The following is a 17,410-nucleotide window of genomic DNA, read 5'->3' as shown; positions in this document are numbered from 1 at the left end:
AACGGCACCCCGAGCTCTGGGCAGACGGGTTCTCGGCCGGCGCCGAACCCGGCGCCGCGGATCCCCGGTCGGACCGGCCCGAATGGCAAAGACTTGGTTGGGTGCCGTCGGTTCGTCCGCGCGCGTCCCATTTGCCCCGGGCGACACGCAGGAACGCAGTCATTGACCTGCGCCCGCGACGGGAACCGGTGCACCATCAACTGCGTCTCAGCACGCAAGTTCGGTTCTTCATTCCGTGCCAAACGCCTCTGGCGCCCGGTGCGGAGCCGCCCCGGGGGGAGCGGTCAGGACCGGTCGCTGCAGGGGGTATCGGCAGCGAGCGGGCCAGGGTTGAGGGTTCGGAAGGCCTCAATTTCTGGCAGGACCGAAAAACAACCGGAACCAAGGTCGGGGCCCCCGTCGACCGACATGACGACTCACGCGAAACCAAAAGGAGGGGCCTCGATGCGAGCCTCGAAGAAGGTCAAGGGAGCTGTGCTCCTGTCCGCGGGTGCCGCACTCGTGCTCGGCGCCCCCAGCGTCCACGCCGACTCGTCCGCTGACAACAACAGCGGGCTGCTGGGTGGCCTGAACCTGCTGAACGGCCTGCAGCTGAACCTGCCGGTCACCGTCGGTGGCGCCGGCGTTCTGGGCGTCGGCGACGGCAGCCCGGTCGTCTCGACCGGCAACAAGGCCGGCTCGACGAGCACCAGCGGCAGCACGAGCAACAGCGGCGGTGGCGCCAAGTCCTCCGCGAACAACAACCGCGGCCTGCTCGGCGGCGTGAACCTGGGCAACAACATCCAGGCGAACGTCCCCGTCACCGTGTGTGGCGTCGGCGCGCTGCTCGCCAAGGGCACCGGCGACTGTTCGGTCAAGTCCACGAACACCGCGGGCGGTGGCGGCGGTGCGTCGTCCTCGGCCAACGGCAACAGCGGCCTGGTCGGCGGCCTCAACGCCCTCAACAACGCGCAGCTCAACGTTCCCGTCACCGTCTGCGGCCTGGCCGTCCTCGGCGACGCGAACTGCGACTCGGCGGTCGGCGCGGCCAACGCGGCCGGCGGCGGCAGCGGCTCGGGCAACAGCGGCGGTGCGTCCAGCTCCGCCAACGGCAACAGCGGCCTCCTGGGTGGCCTGAACCTGCTGAACAACCTGCAGGCCAACATCCCGGTGACCGTCTGCGGCCTGGCTGTGCTCGGCGACGCCGGCGCGAACTGCGAGGTCGAGGTCTCCAACGTGGCCGGCCCGTCCGACGAGGACGAGGGCGACGTCGCGGGCGAGTCCAAGGACCGCAACTCCGCGGTTCGTGGCGCGACCCTCCCGCACACCGGTGCGGCGAGCCTCGCCCTGGTTCCGTTCGGCCTGGCCCTCGTTGCCGGTGGTGTGGCGCTCCGTCGCCGCGTCAGCGCCGAGAGCTGAGCAACCGAAAAACCGAAAGCGCAGTACAAGCTCAGAACCGAGGACGCCGGGAACACTCTTCCCGGGCGGGCACCCCCCCGGCCTACCCGGGGAGACCCGGCAGACGGTTCTGATGGCGATCAGTTCCGGACACCGGCTGATCGTCGGAGCGGTACAAGTAAGGCACCGGAAGCGGTGACCCTGGGCCCGGGCCCGGAGACGGCGGAAACGCCCGATCCGGGCTCCGGGTCGTTAAGGGCCCGGACGTCCGCGTTAATGGGGGGCGTGTTCGAGCCCGCGACGATCCGGACGGCCCGGCTGGTGCTGGAGCCCGCCGGGGCCGACGTCGCCCGGGCGGTGCTCGCCGGCGCCGGACCGCCCGCCGCGCGCGGGTGGCCCGGGCCCGACGCGCTGCAGGCGTTCCGGTTCGCCGTCGACTTCGGCGGCGACCCGGGGTGGCTGGTGGTGCGCGACGGTCTGGTCGTCGGGGAGTGCGGGACCCACGGCCCGCCGGATCCCGACGGCGTCGTCGAGATTCGGTACGGGATCGCGGTCGCGGAGCGGGGCCAGGGCCTCGGCACCGAGGCGTGCGCCGCGTTGACCGGGTGGCTGCTCGGCCGGCCCGGGGTCTCGTGCGTGGCGGCGTCGACGGACGCCGCTGCGAACTCCGCCTCGCGCCGGGTGCTCGAGCGCAGCGGCTTCGTGCTCGACCGACTCGACGGCCCGCTCGTCTGGTACCGGAAGGAGCGTCAGCCGGCGGGGTAGGCGAGGACCGTGTGCTCGTAGGCGGAGGAGCACGCCGCCCCGGCGCCCACGTGGCGCAACCCGCCCTCGGACTCGAAGACCGCGGTCACCGCGGTCATCGCGTTGCGGACCTCGACGCAGAACCCGTGGCCGGCGTCGACGTCGCTGACAATCCGCGCCTCGTTGTTCGGTGAGAGGTGGACGCCCCCGTCGCCGGGGAAGTCGATCGTCCGCGGGCCGGCGGACCAGCTCAGGTCCCCGGCCTGCGGGTAGCGGTGCGCGTCGACGAAGAACGTCTCGATCTCGGCGGCGACGGACCGGGCGTCGGCCTTCTCGCCGGCCTGATGCGCCTTGTCCCGCTGCCCGAGGTAGCTCGGGAGCGCGATCGCCGCGAGGACCCCGATGACGAGGATGACGACGAGCAGTTCGATCATCGAGAAGCCGGGGTCGTCCGGCCGGGCCGCGGGAACCGCGAGCTTCGCCATGACTAGAGGTCGAGGTCGCCGAGCTCGCCGAGCAGGGCCTCCGTGCGGAGGTCGCGCTCGAGCGAGGGGCCGGCCTGGGCCGGCAGCCGCGCGGCCTGACTCTCCGTCAGAGTGTTGACGTCCGCGAGGTCGTCGATCTCCGAGAGCACCACCAGGCCGTAGGCCAGCGGGCCGAGCTCCCCGACCATGTCCGGCCCGGGCTCGCGCTCGGCGGGGGTCGGCAGCGGGTCGCGGTCGAAGGCGTTGCTCATCGGGACGGTCCTTCCGTGGACGGGTGGGGCGATGCGGGGGCCGGGCTCACCAGCGGGGACGGCTGACCGTGACGGTCTCGGTGGCCTCGGTCAGGTCTTTCAGACCGGGCACGTGCTTGAACAGCAGCGTGGGGGCCCGCTTGGTGGCCTTCAGCGTCACCGCACCGTCGGCGTAGACGGTGAAGCTCGCGGGGTCGATCTCGATGTCGTGCACCTTCGCGACTTCGGTCGCGGCGTCATACGCGACCTCGGCGCTCTGTGGCGTCGCGGTGCGCTCGAACTGGACCCGAGCCATGCCGGCTCGGCCGGCCTCGCCCGCGTCGTCGGTCAACGACAGGTGCACCAGGGCGACCGAGGCCAGGTCGATCGCCAGGACCACCGGCGCGGCGATCATCGGGAGGAGGACCAGGAACCGCTGACCGGGGACGTAGAACAGTCGCCGCCGGGTGGGACGCAGGACGGTCACCGGGACTCCCTCGAGGTTGGTGGAACGACGGCGGGGCCGGTGCGAACACCGGCCCCGCGACGTCGATTCGTTACGGCGGAAGCCGTGGGTCAGACCCTTACGGGGTCGGGGTCGGCGTGACGCCCTGCACGGCGTTCGTGGTGCCGTATGCCGAGCCGCAGTCCTCCACGGTGTTGGGCTGCAGACCACCGGCGTCGCTCATGTAGACGATGGCGCCGTCGTCGACACCCGGGTTGGTGACCACGACACAGAACGCAACGTCCGAGCGGTAGACCTCGGCGACGTTCGCCGGGGAGAGCTTGACGGTCTCGCCGCCGATGCTCAGGGTGCCGGCGGCCGGCTGGGTGATCGTGCTCGGGTAGCGCTGGGTGTCGGTGAAGGCCGTCTCCATCTGGGTGGCGATGGTGCGGGCGTCCGACTTCATCGAGGACTCGGTCGCCTTCTTCCGCTGGTTGAGGAAGATCGGGATGGCGATCGCGGCGAGGATGCCGATGATGATGATGACGACGAGGAGCTCGATGAGCGTGAAGCCCTTGTCGTTCTCCTTGTTCAGGGACTTGCGGAGTGCGGTGTACATGGAACTCCCTGGCGGGTAGGAGGGGCTGGTTCGCCGTCGTGGCTCGGGATGCTGAGGGCTGAGCGGCGCCGGCTTGCTGGTCGAGAGGGGTCTCGGCCTGGCGCCGAGGTGAGTTGAGGCCGCTGCCCGAATCGGTACGTCCGTCCCGGCCGGGATCGTCCGTACGGACGATGCCGCCGGGGAGGGTATGTCCGGATCGTGCCGCTATGACGGCCCGTCAGCCCGGTGACCGTCGGTCAGTTCACAGGGACCCCGTGGGACCAAAGTCCCGGGCGCGCTCAAGAACAGGCTGCGCGAGACCGATGCTTCCTGCGGTTTGGCAGGTCGGACTTTGGAGATTTGCGTGGCCGCAGTCCCCGAAGGTGACGAGCCCGCCGGGCAGCGAATGCGTCGCGGAACGCGCGACGCGGGGTTCAGCCTGGTGGAGATCATCGTCGCCCTGAGTGTGTTCGCTGTGCTCGCGGTCGCGTGCGTGACGATCGCGATCGATTCGCTGCACACCGCCGGGGACAACCGCGACCGCGTCCGGGCCGCCAACCTCGCCTCCGCCGAGATCGAGCGGAGCCGCGCGCTGTTCCGCGTCTCCAAGGGTTCGATCCCGGAGACCACGGTCACGACGACGAAGAACGTCGACGGCATCGGCTACACGGTCGAGCGGCGCGCCACCTGGCTGGACACGGCCGGCCGCGACGCCCACCCGAACACGGGTGTCTCGTACACCGCGGCGACCGGCAGCGTGCTGCGCATCGAGGTGGCGGTTCGCTGGCCCGCGCTCGGCGACCGCCCGCCCGTCATCAACACGACGGTGCTGTCGTGAGGCGCGCACGAGCGGCCCGGCCGCACCGCGACGCCGGCCTGACGCTGATCGAGACGATGGTCGGCGTCGTCATCTTCACGCTGATCGGTGGTCTGCTGACGACGCTCGTCGTCGACATGCTCCGCAGCAGCGCGGGCACCAGCTCGCGGCTCACCGGCGTCAACAGCGTCCGGGTCGCGCTCGACGCGATGACGAAGAGCCTGCGCACCGCGGTCCGCCCCGAGCAGATCAACGCCGCCTGCGCGTCCAACTGCGACTCCGCGTTCCGCACCGCCGGGTCGAACTCCGTCACCTTCTACGCGAACTACGGCGAGGCCGGGAAGGCGCAGCTGACGACCTACCGCGTCGAGGCCGACCCCGACCACGCCGGCACGGCCCGGCTGGTGGAGGAGACGTTCGCTGCGGCCGCGCCCGGCGGCTCGCCCTCGACGACCTGCGGGGTGGGGTGCACCAAGCGCGTGCTCGCCCGCGGGCTGACCTGGCCGCTCGGGCCGACCGACCCGGTCTTCGACTTCGCCGACGAGCAGTGCGCCGACTTCGACGCCGTCGTGCCGCTCACCCGGATCTCCTGCGTGCTGATCGATGTACCGATCGCGGGCTCGAAGCTCGACAAGGGCACCAGTGCCACCGCGACCGTGTTCCTGCCCAACTCCGTGATGGGACGCTGACGATGCTTCAGTTCTTGTCGAAGCGACGTTTCCGCCGAGGCCGGGGGGACGGTGGCTATGCGCTGCTGCCGGTCGTCGGTCTCGGTACCGCGATCGTGCTCACGGTCGGCGTGGTCGGCGGTTACGCCGTGCAGGGCATGCACAGCTCCGGGCGGTCCCAGGGCTTCAACGCCGCGATTCAGGCCGCGCAGGCCGGCGTCGACGACTTCGTCGCGAAGCTCAACGCCAACCCGGGGCTGAACACCACGACGACCACGACGTGGACGCCGATCGCGGGCTCCACCGACGGCGCCGGCAACGCGTGCACCGGGACGGACGCGACACTGCCGCCGAACTGCCCGCGGTTCAAGTACTCCGCCGTCCCGGCCGGGAGCGAGTGGACCGTCACCGCGACCGGCAAGTCCCGCGGCCAGGAGCGGACGGTGAAGGTGACGCTGAAGAAGCGCGGCTTCACCGACTACCTGTACTTCTCCGAGAGCGAGGCGGCGGACCCCAACGACCGGCTCGCGTACCCGAACATCCCGCTGCTCGGGCTGACCGGCGCCCCGGCCGGGTGCCAGTACAAGTCGTGGTCGGAGAATGGGCAGCCGACCCGGCCGGCCTCCGGGTGCGTTCTGCCGAGGTGGCGGGCGGACGACAGCACCGACGGCAGTCGCGTGCACACCCGGGACGTCTTCCGCGCGACGGGTTCGCCGTCGTTCAACAGTCTCGTGAGCGCGTCGACGCCCAACTGCGCCACGTCCGCGTCGAACTGCGTCGTGGGTGGCTCGCCGAGCTACGGCAAGGGCAACCCCAGCTACGCGGACGACCTGACGATGCCGGCGGTGCTGACCTCCGACATCGCCGCGGCGGCCGCCACCTCTACCGGCTGTACGTACGCCGGCCCGACCCGGATCAAGTTCCTCGAGGGGGCCAACGCCGGGAAGATGCAGGTCTGGAGCCCGTACTCGACGTTCGCGACCACCGCGGACCGCGACCGGTGCATGGGCGGCGCGCAGCCGAACCTGCTCGGGCTGAACCTGGACCTCAAGGTGCGGACGGGTGCCGGCGGCAACCTGAACATCGTCAGCGGCCTGCTCGGCGGCCTGGCGAATCTCCTGCTCGGCACCACGTGCCTGCTGCTCGGCCTCGGCTGCCCGAGCACGGTGAACCTCTCGTTGAGCAACATCCTCTCCGGGAACCTTCTCGGTGATCTCGTCAGTGGGATCCTCCCGTCGAATCCGACCCCGGTTGCCATCCCGAGCGCGATCTACGTCAAGGACCTCGCGACGCCGCCCCCGGGCCTCACCGCCACCGTGCAGTGCCTGCTGGGGTCGGCCGCCGGCCTCGGGCTCTACAACCTGGACATCGCCGCCACGGTGAACGGCGCGCTGCTCTCGCCGTCCGACTGCCGCGCTGCCGACGTGCGCGTCAGCGGCAAGTACCAGGGCAAGACCACGATCGGCACCGAGGGCAAGATCACGATCCTGAGTGACCTCACGGCCACCACGGAGAACGACCGTCTCGGCCTGGTCGCCGACGGGCCGGTCGAGGTCTACAACTCGCTGCAGTGCCTGCTCTCGCTCGGCACCTGCGCCTCGCTGAGCGACCTGTCGGGTCTCGTTCCCAGCGTGCTCGGGCTGCTCACGAGCGGGTCCATCACGCACCTGCAGCTGACCAACGTGCTGAACTCGCTCGGGATCAACAAGCCGGTGACGGTCGACGCGGCAATCATCACGGGCGGCCACTTCGGCGTGCAGATGCCGCTGCTCAGCCCGATCGCGAACGTCAGCCTGCTCAACAACCTGGTCGCGATCAATATCGATCCGCCGACCCTGCGGCTCAACGGCTCGCTGGCCCAGCGGTACAAGGGCATCATGGCGGCCGACCTGCTGAAGCTCGGCGTGAACGCGCTGGGCATCGACGTCGCCGGCGCCGGCGTCGACATGGGCTTCAAGTTCAAGATGGCGTACAACAGCAAGCTCAAGAGCGACCCGCCGCCGTACCTGCCCTCCCCGGCCGGCGCGACGTGGGACCCGCAGACCTTCGCCGAGGTCAAGGCGCCCTGACCGATGAGCACCCCGGAGTGAACCTCGTCGGGATCTGCCTGGCGGCGGCGACGGTGGGCACGCTCACCGCCGTCGTCGCCTCGGCCGCCCCGCGGTGGACCGCGGACGCTCAGGACCGGGCCGACGTCGCCGAACGGCAGTTGGTGCTGCGGGACGCGCAGCAGCGGGCCGTGGCCGAGGACGGGCCGATGTGCGTCGAGCGCACCGCCGGGCGATGGGCCGTGCGGGCCGCGGAGTGCACCGCGGACAGTGCCGGCACGACGGTCTTCCCGGACGGAACGGTCAGTCCGGGACGAGACATGACCAACACATCGCGCACGTTCAGATCTCCGGTGGACCGGCCGAAGTAACCGGTGACGCGGGTGCACCGCCGCGTCCCGACATGAGGTCAGGCCGGGAGCGAACTGATGGTGAGCGTCGCGAGGAGAGTTCGCGCGTCGAGCGACTCCGCCGCGGGCTTCACCCTGGTCGAACTCTGCTCGAGCCTCATGATCTTCGGCATCCTGGCGGGCGTCGGCGTCACTGCGCTGCACAGTTGGACCGCCGGCTCCCGGCAGACCGCGACGACCTCCGCCCTCGAGGCGCTGCTCCGGCAGACCCAGCAGCGTGCGGTCACCGAGGGTCGCACGCTGTGCATCGACTTCGATCTCGCGACCCAGAACTGGTCGGTCCTCCGCGGTCCGTGCACCGGTACCGGTCAAGTGCTGATCGACGGCCCGATGCGCGTCGAGGACGGCGTTCGCATCACCGCCGCCTCCTTCGCGACCGGTGCGGCCACGCTCGACGGCGTGACCTTCTACCCGCGAGGCACGGCCACACCGGGATCGATCACGATCACCCGTGAGGGGTCGGACCGGGTCGACACCCTGACCGTGGAGGGCCTGACCGGCCGGGTGGCCCGTGACTGACCCGAGTCGGCACGACCGGTGGCGGCGGCTGCGGCGGCACCTTGCGCTGCGCCGGTCCGACACCGGCTTCAGCCTGTTCGAGGTCGTCGTCGCGATCACGCTGCTCGGCATCACGATGGCCGCCGTCGGTCCGCAGATGATGGCGTCGGTCCGTGCGTCCGGGAACGCCAAGCTCATCTCCCAGGCGAAGGGTCTGCTGCAAGGACATCTCGACGCGATGCGCACCCTGCCGTTCCGCGTCACCCCGACCGCCGGCGACCACCGCGACCTGCTCGACACCTACTTCCGGAACGTCAGTGCGCCGGCGGCCGCACCGTCGTGCGGGACGGGTTCCCCCAACCCGCCGCAGGCCGGGTGGAGCGGGTACGTCCCGGCGAGCAGCAGCGCGCGGTGCTCCTACGAGCCGGCCGGTGTGCCGATGTACCGCAAGGTGTTCGCGCCTGGCACCGGGGACATGCCGCCGAGCTTCGCGATCGTCCTCAACACCTCGTTCCTCTCGCCGGGGACCACGCCGTCGGTGCTCACACCGCCGGCGGGCTACGACAGCCAGGTCGCGGGCAAGGACCGGCCGCCGTCCTCGCAGGTCGGAGTCACCGCCACCGTGCTGTACCGCGACCACGACCGGTGGAAGCCGGTCACGGTCTACACGCAGATCGCGTCGCGCACCCCCTCGGAGACGCGCATCAAGCTGGACGCCCAGGGCACGGCGATCGAGATCGGCTCGGCCCGCACCAACGGCGAGAGCATCACCCTGACCGGCGGCATGCTCGACCTCTCCGGCTCGCTGTCCACCACCAGTTCGGCCCGCGCGAACCTGACCGCGATGACCGCCTCGAGTTCGCTGACGGGACGTCAGTCCGGGGCGGCGCTCTCGGTCTCGTCGCCGTACACCAACATTGCGAACCTGAACGCCTCGGTCGGGTCGCTCGGGTCCGGATGCTCCGACCCGTGCTGGACCGCCACCGCCATCACTCCGTTCGTGCTCGCGGCCGACAACGGCCTGCCGCGGGCCGGCGTCAACGGCCTCGCGGGGCTGATCAACCCGGTGCAGACCGTCAGCGTCGACGGGTTCTCGTTCCGGGCCGAGGCGCCGGCCCTGCCCGGCCTCCTGCCGGACCGGCCGCTGGTCTACGTGAACGCGTTGCCGACCGTGGGCAGTCTGCTGCCGGACCTGGTCGGCAGCCTCTACAACTGCGCGTTCAGCCTGACGGCGCCGCTGTCGCGCGTCACCGGCAGCGGCTTCATCAACAGCACGGACGAGCAGACAACCTCGAACCCCCTGTCGGCCGAGGCGTGCGGCGGTGCCCACGCGAGCGTCGTGCGGGTGCTGCCGACCACGCAGGCACCGGACGGCCTGATCCGTATCACCGCCCGCTCGGCGGCCCGGTGCCGCGTCACCGGCGTCGCCCACACGGCGAGCACCGAGGTGAGCTACCGCGCCGACGTCGACTACTGGAAGTGGACACGCATCCTGGACCTGTTCGGCAACCCGGTGCCCGGCCTCGGGATCGGCCACTACGTCCACGCCGGGACCATCACCCCGGACACGACCGAGGACCCGCTCGCGGCGATCCCGCTGGACACTCCCGTCAGCAACGAGCACGAGCTCGGCGACTACATCGAGTCCCTGACCGGCCTGACCAAGGGCCGCATCACGAACGTCGCCGCGAACCACGTGGCCGAGGTGACGATCCCGGCGTTGGTGAACGTCCAGACCCAGCCGGTCGCCGGGGCCTCCGCGCCGTCGACGGCGGTCTCCGTCGCGGTCGGCGCCGCGAGCTGCCGGGCCGAGGACAACCGATGACCGCGCGGTTGCGTGAGTCGCGGGACCAGGGCTTCACCCTCGTCGAGCTGCTGGTGGCGATGGTGCTCACGAGCGTCATCGGGGCGTTGCTGCTCGGTGCGGCCCTCGGGGCGCGCAAGGTCACCGACGACGCCCGGCTCAACAGCGAGCTCACCGCCGACGTTCGGCGTGCGATGGAGCGGCTGGTCCGCGAGCTGCGTCAGGCCGGCACGCTGCTCCAGGTCGACCTGCCTGCGACGCCGACCGCTCCGACCGCCATCACGTTCTGGGCCGACTTCGACAACGACGGGCACCAGGACTTCGACGCGGCCGATCCCGAGGTCCTCACCTACCGCTACACCCCCGCCACCGGCCAGATCACGCTGACCGTCAACGACGCGGGCGGCCACGCGGTGACGACGCCGATCCTGGCCGAGAACGTCACGCGGTTCACGCTCTCGCTGCGCAGCAGTCAGTGGCAGTACGACCGCAACGCCGACGGCGTCGTCGACTGGTCCGAGATCGACGCGACCCCGGCCCCGATCGGCAACCAGAACGGGAAGCCCGACGGTGCCGAGCTGGCGCGGATCGACTCCGTGGTGCTGGAGGTCGCGGTCTTCCGCGGCGGACGCAAGCAGGAGTACCGCACCCAGGTCGACTTCCGAAACCGGCACATCGCCTGATGTGGAGACAACTGATGAATCGTCAGCAATGGGCGCGCGGGGCGCGCCGCGCGGAGGCGCGTGACCGCGGCACCGCGATGCTCATGACGATGTCGGTCATGATGCTCGTGACGACCCTGGCGGGCGTGGGCGCCACCATGGCGGTGCGGGACATGCGCGGAGCGGGTGAGGCGCAGCAGGCCGGGCGTGCCCTCGACGCGGCCGAGGCCGGCGTCGCGCAGGCCGTCGCGTACATCCGGTCCAACGGCGTCCGCCGGCTCGTCTGCAACCTCACGACCTGCCCGTCGAACCCCTGGAGCCCGACCAACCCGGTGTCGGCCGACGTCCGCGGCGGTGGCCGCTGGACCGCCAGCATCAAGCCGGTCCTCATCAACAACGGCGACGACGGCGACCGCTACGTCGTGCGTTCCACCGGTGTCGCCGGCGGCCCCGCCGAGCGGACCATCGAGGTCGAGGTGACCGTCGCTCCGGTCGACCTGCCCAAGGGGATCTTCGGGCGGACGGTCAATCTCGGCGGCACCGTCGACCTCCACCAGATCAGCATCTTCAGCACCGGCTGCGTCTACAAGCGCGACAAGGTCGAAGCACACTTCGAGTCCGGCCTCGACGCCGCCTACGGCGTGCCGGTCGGGGTCCACTCGTCCCAGATCATCACCGAGTCGCAGGGCAGCGGGCAGTACTGCGCGAACACGAACAAGCCGATCCACGGCGGGCTCAACGCGCTGGGCGTGTCCGTCAAGCCCTGCAACAGCAAGTACCCCTACGACCAGGACCGATTCGGTGGTTCTCTCCTCGGCCTGACGGCCGCCGTGGACCCGCTCGGCCTCTGCGGCGTCGCCTCCGGCCAGGCGCCGTACCAGCCACGCGACATCGACCTCGACGGCAAGTTCGACGTCGACGGCTCGTTCCTGCGCGACGACGCGGCGCTGTTCCGCACGTTCAACATCAAGCGGCCGGCGCTCACCGACTCCGAGCTCGAGCAGCTGAAGACGATGGCGCAGGCGCAGGGCACCTACTACACGTCGACCACCTGGACCGTCCCGGACGGCAGCGTCAATCCGCACACGGTCCTGTTCTTCGACCTGAATGCCAATCAGACCGTCGACCTCAAGCCGCTCGACGGGTCGTTGTGGTCGCGCGGGCGGATCACCGACGCCAACCACCCGTCGTGCATCGACGCGTCGCTGCTGATCGTCGTCCAGGGCGGGAATGCGCGGCTGAACGGCCACACGGCGCTGGCCGCGTCGATCTACCTCGCGGGGGCCGCACCCGGTGGTCAGCTCTTCAAGGCCAACGGCACCGCGGACCACATCGGCATGCTTTATGCCGACACCATCGACATGACGGGCACGTTCAATGCGTCGCTCGACGCCTGCTACGTCGCGAACCCGCCGCCGGCGCTGTTCGACGTCAACCCGGGGACGTATCGCGAACTGGACCGCTGACCGTTCCTTGACATAACCCAGACCTGCCGATCCTCAACCGGGCGAAGGTCCCGACCGACAAGGCCTTTAGCACGGTTGACCCGCACGACGCGCCACACCTAAGCAAACGTCGAGCCAGGACGGCTCGCGGTGGCGGAGAGCGTTCCCAGGGCGGCGACCTGCGGACACGGATGTCCGACTGGGAGCACAGGCATGTTCTGGCGCAAGCATCGTCGTATCGAGGAACCGCCCCGCGACCGCGGGTTCAGTGTGGCCGAGGTCGTGGTGGCCTTCGGCATCTTCGCGATCGTCGGCACCACGGTCTCCACCGGCCTGGTGAACGTCATGCACGTGACGAGCGACGACCGCAACCGCGTGCGGGCGGCCTCGCTCGCGTCGCGCGAGATCGACATCGTCCGCTCCGCGTTCAACTCCCCGGCGATCGGTCCGAAGCAGGTCGAGGCCGGTGAGGTCCTGAACCCCAACCCGTTGCCGGGCGGGACCACCGGAGCGCCGTTGGTGATCGACGGCGTGCCGTTCACGGTGAAGCGCGTTGCCGAGTGGACGCAGCAGGGCGCGAGCAACGGCCCGTGCGACGTCGACGCGGGCGGTGGCAACGCACCGCTCGCCTACCTGCGCGTCACGGCCGAGGTCTCCTGGCCGAACATGGGATCGACGCAGCCGGTGAAGTCGAGCACCCTGCTGACGCCGCCCCTCGGCACCTTCGCCCAGGGCACCGGCCACCTCCGCGTCACGGTCGTCGACCAGACCGGTGACCGGGTTGAGGGCCGGCAGGTCACCCTCAGCGGGCCCGGTGGCACGGTCAGCCAGACCACCGCGGACGGTGGGTGCTCGTTCTTCGCGGGCCTGCCCGTCGGGACGTACACCGCGAGCGTCTCGGCCCCGGGCGGCATCGACCGCAACACCTGGGAACCGACGTCGACCCAGACCGTCTCCGTCATCGCGAACACCATCGCGCAGGCCAACCTCGCCTACGCCACCGCGGCCGGTGTCACCGCGGCGTTGGCGCCGAGCCTGCCGGAGTTCCCCCCGGCGAAGAACATCCCGCTGACGGCCGCGAACACGGCGTTCACGCCCAACGGTCGGCGTGTGCTGCCCGGCGACGGGTCGCAGCGGACCTTCCGGGCGTGGCCGTTCCCGGACGGGATCGACCTCTGGGCCGGTTCGTGCAACGACGCGGACCCGATCGCGACCGGGGGTGAACGGCAGAACCCCGTGGTCCTCACACCGGGCAGCTCCGTCACCGCGGACGTTCCCCTCGTTCCCCTCACGGTCAACGTGCGGCTCGCGGTGGGTCTGCTGCCCGTGGGCAATCGGACCGTCTACGCCGTGCACGCCAAGGACCAGAGCACGGGCTGCGCCGCCGCGGTCAGCGACCCGGTCAGTGGTGGCTCGGCCGCCGGTGAGGTGCTCGAGCTGCCGGTACGGACCGACGCCGCCGGCATGGCCCGCGTCTCGCTGCCCTACGGCCGCTGGCAGATCAAGGTGAAGAACTCCGTGCTTCCCCAGCTAGGCACCTGGCCGATCATCGACCTCCGCGCCGACCGGCCGGGGCCGAACGTCGTGACGGTGAGCGTGGTGCTGTGATGCCGGCGCGACTTCGTCGGTTGCGCCGCCGCCACGGCGACCGCGGAATCACGCTCGTCGAGATCATGACGTCCACCGTCCTGGCGGTCACCCTCGGCGGGCTGGTGACGACGATGGTGATCAGCACGCAGCGCCAGACCGCGGCGGGCGAGATCCGGATGGCCGACATCGACTCGGCACGGGTCGGGATCGATGCGCTGACGCGGGTCCTGCGCACCGCGGTGCAACCGGCCCAGCTGCAGATCGGCTGCGGGAGTTGCATCGGACCGGCGTCGGTGTCCACCGCGCTGACCGCCGCCGAGACGGACCGGCTGCAGCTGTTCGCGAACCTCGGTGACGCGGCCGGTCCGTTCCTGATCACCTTCGCGGTCGAGCAGGAGAACGGGACGTGGGTGCTGACCCAGAAGACCCAGGTCCCGGACGTCGGCAGTGCGCCGAACTTCCGCTACACGCCGTGCATCCCGAAGCAGGCGGGGTGCCGGATCAGCGTCCGCACGCTGGTCCGCGGGCTGGACTGGCCGGCCCCGACCCCGATGTTCGTCTACCGCGACAACGCGGCGGACGTGCTCACCGCGCCCGGCGCCCGAGCCGGTCTGACGCCCGATCAGTTACTGGTCGTCGACTCGATCGACATCACGCTGCCGGTCCGCACCCCGAACCGCGTCGGCGCCGGCGGGTTCGTCTCGGCGACGCGTGTGGCGCTGCCCAACTCCTCCACCTCCGTGCTCGCCACGGCCGTCCCGATGCCGGAGCCGTCATGATGCAGCGTCTGCGCCCCCTGCTGGCACGCCATCGGCACTGCGACGCGGGCATGAGCATGATCCTCGTGATCGGCTACGGCACGGTGCTGTCGCTGATGCTCGGCCTGCTGACGGACCGTGCGATCGAGTCGATGTCCGACGCCCGGCGCAGTACCGATTACCACGCTGCGCTCGCCGCCGCTCAGGCCGGCGTCGACGACTACGTCTCGCGGCTGAACGCGAACAACGTCTACTGGCAGACCGTCGACTGCACGAACCTCGCGATGCGCCGGCCGCTGGGTGGGACCTGCGGCTGGGGCGTCAACACCGCGGTCGGCTGGTCGCCCGTGCCCGGTGTGCGCGACCCGCAGGGTGTGCTGTGCTCGACGGTGCCCACCCCGTTGAACTGCGCGCGGTACCACTACGAGGCGGACACCTCCTCGACCGGGACGAACGGTTCGATCACCGTCGTCTCGACCGGCAAGGTGCGTTCGGAGACCCGGACGGTGCGCGTCGTCGTGCAACGCAAGGGATTCGGCGACTTCCTGTACTACTCCGACATCGAGTCCACGGACCCGGCGAACACGTACGTCTACGACGGCAGTCCGATGAGCAGTGCCCAGGCCGCGGTGAACTGCGCGCGTTACTTCTGGGGAACGCCGGCGCGGAACTCGTCCTGCCAGGACATCCAGTTCATCACCGGCGACCGCATCAACGGCCCGCTGCACAGCAACGACGCGATCATGCTGCAGGGCAACCCCGTGTTCGCCGGGACCGCGTCGACGGCCTGGCCGAACTGCGCGCCGAGCTCGAACGGCAAGCCCAAGCCGGTCACGAGCTGCTACCGCGCGAACGGGACGGCGAACCCGACGTTCGCGCGCAGCCTCACCTACCTCGGCATGATCACGCTGCCGCCGTCGAACATGAGTCTGCGGTCCCAGACGGTCGCGGCCACCAGCGTCGGCGCGCCCGGATGCCTGTACACCGGCCCGACCCGGATCAAGTTCGAGGCGACCGGGAAGATGCGCGTCTGGAGCCCGTACACGCTGACCGGCCCGGCGGCGTGCGGGGGCAACAAGCCCGCCAACGTCCTCGTGAACGTGCCGGCGAACAACGTCATCTACGTCCAGAACCTGCCGGCGACGCAGACCTCGCCGACCGCGTCGACCTTCTGCAGCGTGAAGACCCTGCTCGCGCTGACGACGACGTCGAACCCCGACAACTCGGTGGCGAAGTACTCCTGCCGGGACGGCAACGCGTTCGTCAGCGGGCCGCTGACCGGGCGGGTGACGATCGGCGCCGACAACAACATCTACATCACCGACAACCTGACCTACGCCGGCGGGCACAACGGCAACGACAGCCTCGGTCTGGTCGCGAACAACTCGGTCCTGGTGTGGAACCCGATGTCCTGCAACTCGTGCGACACCATCAGCGAGCTGCGGGCCGCCACCAACCTCTACCCGACGAGGCCGAAGAGCCTGAAGGTCGAGGCGGCGATGCTCTCGCTGCAGCACAGCTTCGGCGTCGAGCTCTACAACATGGGCGCGCCGCTGGACAATCTGCAGGAATACGGCTCGATCTCGCAGAAGTATCGCGGTGCGGTCGGCACCACAGGATCCGGCTGGCGGACCGGGTATCTCAAGGACTACAACTACGACACCCGGCTGCGGTACGCTCCGCCGCCGTTCTACCTCAACCCGGTGCAGACCGCGTTCGGCCAGGCGACCTTCGCGGAGATCCCTGCGCTGTTCTCTTGAGCCGCGTTCTCCTGAGCGGCGGGACCTTCGGCCCTGTGTTCGACGCTCGCCGACGGCGACCATGGAACGGCCAGTGAGCGGAAGGTGTCCATGACCGTCGAGCGCGACCGCGCCCCGGGAGCGGGAGCATGAACAGCCGGGTGAGCCCGGTCGACGGCCTCGCGCTGTACGCCGCCGAGCAACGGCGTCGCGAGTGGCTCCAGGCGTCGATCGAGGTGACGCGCAGCCTGCTCTCCGTCAGCGGTGAGGACCCCCTGCACGCCGTCGCGCGCGCCGCGAACTCGATCGCCGGCGCGGATCTCACCCTCGTGGTCCTGCCGACCCCCGCGGGCGACCAGTTGATGATCGAGGTCGCGTACGGCGAGAGCACCGAGGATCTCGTCGGCATCGTCGTCGACGCCCGGCAGTCGATCTCGGGCGAGGTGATCCGCACCGGGCAGCCGGTGCTCGCGGTAGACGTCGCGGACCGGCCCAACGGTGTCGAGCAGGTCCGGCGCAAGGGTCCGGTGGTGATGGTCGGCCCGGTCATGGTCGTTCCGCTGTTCGGCGAGCAGGGTGCCCGCGGCGCGCTCCTGATCGCCCGGCGCTGCGGCGGGGAACCGTTCGACCACGAGGACCTCGAACTCGCGACCTCGTTCGCCAACCACGCGGCTGTCGCGCTCGAACTCGCCGACGCCCGCGAGACCCAGCAACGCATGAGCATCCTGGAGGACCGCCACCGCATCGCCGCGGACCTCCACGACCACGTCCTCCAGCGCCTGTTCGCCGCCGGCATGACGATGCAGGCGATGACGGCGTCCGTCGACTCGCCTCACCTCGATCGGCTCGAGGAGCTGATCACCGACACCGACGCCACCATCGCCCAGATCCGCGCCGTCATCCACGAGCTGAACGACCTGCGCTCGTTCTGACGCCCTCGTGGGCGAAGGCGAGACCACGGTGCGCTGATGGAGCGTCAGAAAGTAGTGACAGCAGGGGCGAATGAGGTTGCGACTGCACTAGAACATGTGTTCTGCATATCTGCTTGAGTGCAGTAGCATTTGGTGCGTGAGCCAGGAGCGTCCCGTCGGT

General features: G+C 70.3%; 18 protein-coding genes. 14 read left to right on the top strand and 4 right to left on the bottom strand.

Annotated features, from left to right (window positions below):
- Positions 1-444 precede the first annotated feature (444 nt).
- Together ABD401_RS22515 and ABD401_RS22510 are read left to right on the top strand one after the other, a co-directional pair.
- Positions 445-1,398 (top strand): hypothetical protein, encoded by a 954-nt coding sequence (locus tag ABD401_RS22515; protein WP_344608998.1) that lies wholly within the window; start codon positions 445-447, stop codon positions 1,396-1,398.
- Positions 1,399-1,662: 264 nt separating this feature from the next.
- The gene (locus ABD401_RS22510; protein WP_344608996.1) at positions 1,663-2,142 is read left to right on the top strand and encodes a GNAT family N-acetyltransferase; all 480 of its coding nucleotides are present in this window, start codon (positions 1,663-1,665) and stop codon (positions 2,140-2,142) included.
- Here the strand turns inward: ABD401_RS22510 and ABD401_RS22505 are convergent.
- From ABD401_RS22505 to ABD401_RS22490, 4 genes are all read right to left on the bottom strand, one after another.
- Positions 2,127-2,606, bottom strand: coding sequence for a type IV pilin protein (locus tag ABD401_RS22505; protein WP_344608994.1), 480 nt, complete (start codon positions 2,604-2,606; stop codon positions 2,127-2,129). The genes ABD401_RS22510 and ABD401_RS22505 overlap by 16 nt on opposite strands.
- A 2-nt stretch (positions 2,607-2,608) precedes the next feature.
- Complete coding sequence (locus tag ABD401_RS22500; protein ID WP_344608992.1) at positions 2,609-2,857, bottom strand: hypothetical protein; 249 nt, start codon at positions 2,855-2,857, stop codon at positions 2,609-2,611.
- Between the two features lie 46 nt (positions 2,858-2,903).
- Positions 2,904-3,323 (bottom strand): hypothetical protein, encoded by a 420-nt coding sequence (locus ABD401_RS22495; protein WP_344608990.1) that lies wholly within the window; start codon positions 3,321-3,323, stop codon positions 2,904-2,906.
- A 97-nt stretch (positions 3,324-3,420) separates the two neighbouring features.
- Positions 3,421-3,900, bottom strand: coding sequence for a prepilin-type N-terminal cleavage/methylation domain-containing protein (locus tag ABD401_RS22490; protein WP_344608988.1), 480 nt, complete (start codon positions 3,898-3,900; stop codon positions 3,421-3,423).
- 343 nt (positions 3,901-4,243) lie between these two features.
- On the opposite strand from ABD401_RS22490, the gene ABD401_RS22485 reads away from it, so the two are divergent.
- The 12 genes from ABD401_RS22485 (at position 4,244) to ABD401_RS22430 (ending at position 17,250) form a co-directional block, all read left to right on the top strand.
- The gene (locus ABD401_RS22485) at positions 4,244-4,717 is read left to right on the top strand and encodes a type IV pilus modification PilV family protein (protein WP_344608986.1); all 474 of its coding nucleotides are present in this window, start codon (positions 4,244-4,246) and stop codon (positions 4,715-4,717) included.
- A complete protein-coding gene (locus tag ABD401_RS22480; RefSeq protein WP_344608984.1) occupies positions 4,714-5,385 on the top strand; it encodes a PulJ/GspJ family protein in 672 nt (223 codons plus the stop codon). The genes ABD401_RS22485 and ABD401_RS22480 overlap by 4 nt, the downstream gene beginning before the upstream one ends.
- Before the next feature lie 14 nt (positions 5,386-5,399).
- A complete protein-coding gene (locus ABD401_RS22475) occupies positions 5,400-7,433 on the top strand; it encodes a hypothetical protein (RefSeq protein ID WP_344608982.1) in 2,034 nt (677 codons plus the stop codon).
- Between the two features lie 17 nt (positions 7,434-7,450).
- Positions 7,451-7,783 (top strand): hypothetical protein, encoded by a 333-nt coding sequence (locus ABD401_RS22470; RefSeq protein ID WP_344608980.1) that lies wholly within the window; start codon positions 7,451-7,453, stop codon positions 7,781-7,783.
- A 57-nt stretch (positions 7,784-7,840) separates the two neighbouring features.
- Positions 7,841-8,341 carry a GspH/FimT family pseudopilin gene (locus ABD401_RS22465; RefSeq protein WP_344608979.1) on the top strand — a complete coding sequence of 167 codons (501 nt, stop codon included), beginning with the start codon at positions 7,841-7,843 and terminating at the stop codon, positions 8,339-8,341.
- Positions 8,334-10,145, top strand: coding sequence for a type IV pilus modification PilV family protein (locus tag ABD401_RS22460; RefSeq protein WP_344608977.1), 1,812 nt, complete (start codon positions 8,334-8,336; stop codon positions 10,143-10,145). Before ABD401_RS22465 ends, ABD401_RS22460 begins: the two co-directional genes overlap by 8 nt.
- Complete coding sequence (locus tag ABD401_RS22455; protein ID WP_344608975.1) at positions 10,142-10,807, top strand: PulJ/GspJ family protein; 666 nt, start codon at positions 10,142-10,144, stop codon at positions 10,805-10,807. The genes ABD401_RS22460 and ABD401_RS22455 overlap by 4 nt, the downstream gene beginning before the upstream one ends.
- Positions 10,808-10,821: 14 nt before the next feature.
- Positions 10,822-12,252: a hypothetical protein gene (locus tag ABD401_RS22450; protein WP_344608973.1), complete on the top strand. Its 1,431-nt coding sequence runs from the start codon at positions 10,822-10,824 to the stop codon at positions 12,250-12,252.
- 192 nt (positions 12,253-12,444) lie between these two features.
- A complete protein-coding gene (locus ABD401_RS22445) occupies positions 12,445-13,839 on the top strand; it encodes a carboxypeptidase-like regulatory domain-containing protein (protein ID WP_344608971.1) in 1,395 nt (464 codons plus the stop codon).
- Positions 13,839-14,600, top strand: coding sequence for a PilW family protein (locus ABD401_RS22440; protein ID WP_344608969.1), 762 nt, complete (start codon positions 13,839-13,841; stop codon positions 14,598-14,600). The genes ABD401_RS22445 and ABD401_RS22440 overlap by 1 nt, the downstream gene beginning before the upstream one ends.
- The gene (locus ABD401_RS22435) at positions 14,597-16,339 is read left to right on the top strand and encodes a hypothetical protein (protein ID WP_344608967.1); all 1,743 of its coding nucleotides are present in this window, start codon (positions 14,597-14,599) and stop codon (positions 16,337-16,339) included. The genes ABD401_RS22440 and ABD401_RS22435 overlap by 4 nt, the downstream gene beginning before the upstream one ends.
- A gap of 128 nt (positions 16,340-16,467) precedes the next feature.
- Positions 16,468-17,250 carry a GAF domain-containing protein gene (locus tag ABD401_RS22430; protein WP_344608965.1) on the top strand — a complete coding sequence of 261 codons (783 nt, stop codon included), beginning with the start codon at positions 16,468-16,470 and terminating at the stop codon, positions 17,248-17,250.
- Positions 17,251-17,410: the final 160 nt, after the last annotated feature.

It is taken from the genome of Sporichthya brevicatena (assembly GCF_039525035.1).
Taxonomy (GTDB): Bacteria; Actinomycetota; Actinomycetes; order Sporichthyales; family Sporichthyaceae; genus Sporichthya; species Sporichthya brevicatena.
Note: the sequence above shows the minus strand (reverse complement) of the source record. Positions and strands in the feature narration are given on the sequence as shown.

Excerpts from the sequence above, each read along its gene's own strand:
- ABD401_RS22515 (WP_344608998.1), top strand. The coding sequence starts at position 445 with ATGCGAGCCTCGAAGAAGGTCAAGGGAGCTGTGCTCCTGTCCGCGGGT.
- ABD401_RS22505 (WP_344608994.1), bottom strand. The coding sequence starts at position 2,606 with ATGGCGAAGCTCGCGGTTCCCGCGGCCCGGCCGGACGACCCCGGCTTC.
- ABD401_RS22500 (WP_344608992.1), bottom strand. The coding sequence starts at position 2,857 with ATGAGCAACGCCTTCGACCGCGACCCGCTGCCGACCCCCGCCGAGCGC.
- ABD401_RS22490 (WP_344608988.1), bottom strand. The coding sequence starts at position 3,900 with ATGTACACCGCACTCCGCAAGTCCCTGAACAAGGAGAACGACAAGGGC.
- ABD401_RS22465 (WP_344608979.1), top strand. The coding sequence starts at position 7,841 with ATGGTGAGCGTCGCGAGGAGAGTTCGCGCGTCGAGCGACTCCGCCGCG.
- ABD401_RS22455 (WP_344608975.1), top strand. The coding sequence starts at position 10,142 with ATGACCGCGCGGTTGCGTGAGTCGCGGGACCAGGGCTTCACCCTCGTC.
- ABD401_RS22450 (WP_344608973.1), top strand. The coding sequence starts at position 10,822 with ATGAATCGTCAGCAATGGGCGCGCGGGGCGCGCCGCGCGGAGGCGCGT.
- ABD401_RS22445 (WP_344608971.1), top strand. The coding sequence starts at position 12,445 with ATGTTCTGGCGCAAGCATCGTCGTATCGAGGAACCGCCCCGCGACCGC.
- ABD401_RS22440 (WP_344608969.1), top strand. The coding sequence starts at position 13,839 with ATGCCGGCGCGACTTCGTCGGTTGCGCCGCCGCCACGGCGACCGCGGA.
- ABD401_RS22435 (WP_344608967.1), top strand. The coding sequence starts at position 14,597 with ATGATGCAGCGTCTGCGCCCCCTGCTGGCACGCCATCGGCACTGCGAC.
- ABD401_RS22430 (WP_344608965.1), top strand. The coding sequence starts at position 16,468 with ATGAACAGCCGGGTGAGCCCGGTCGACGGCCTCGCGCTGTACGCCGCC.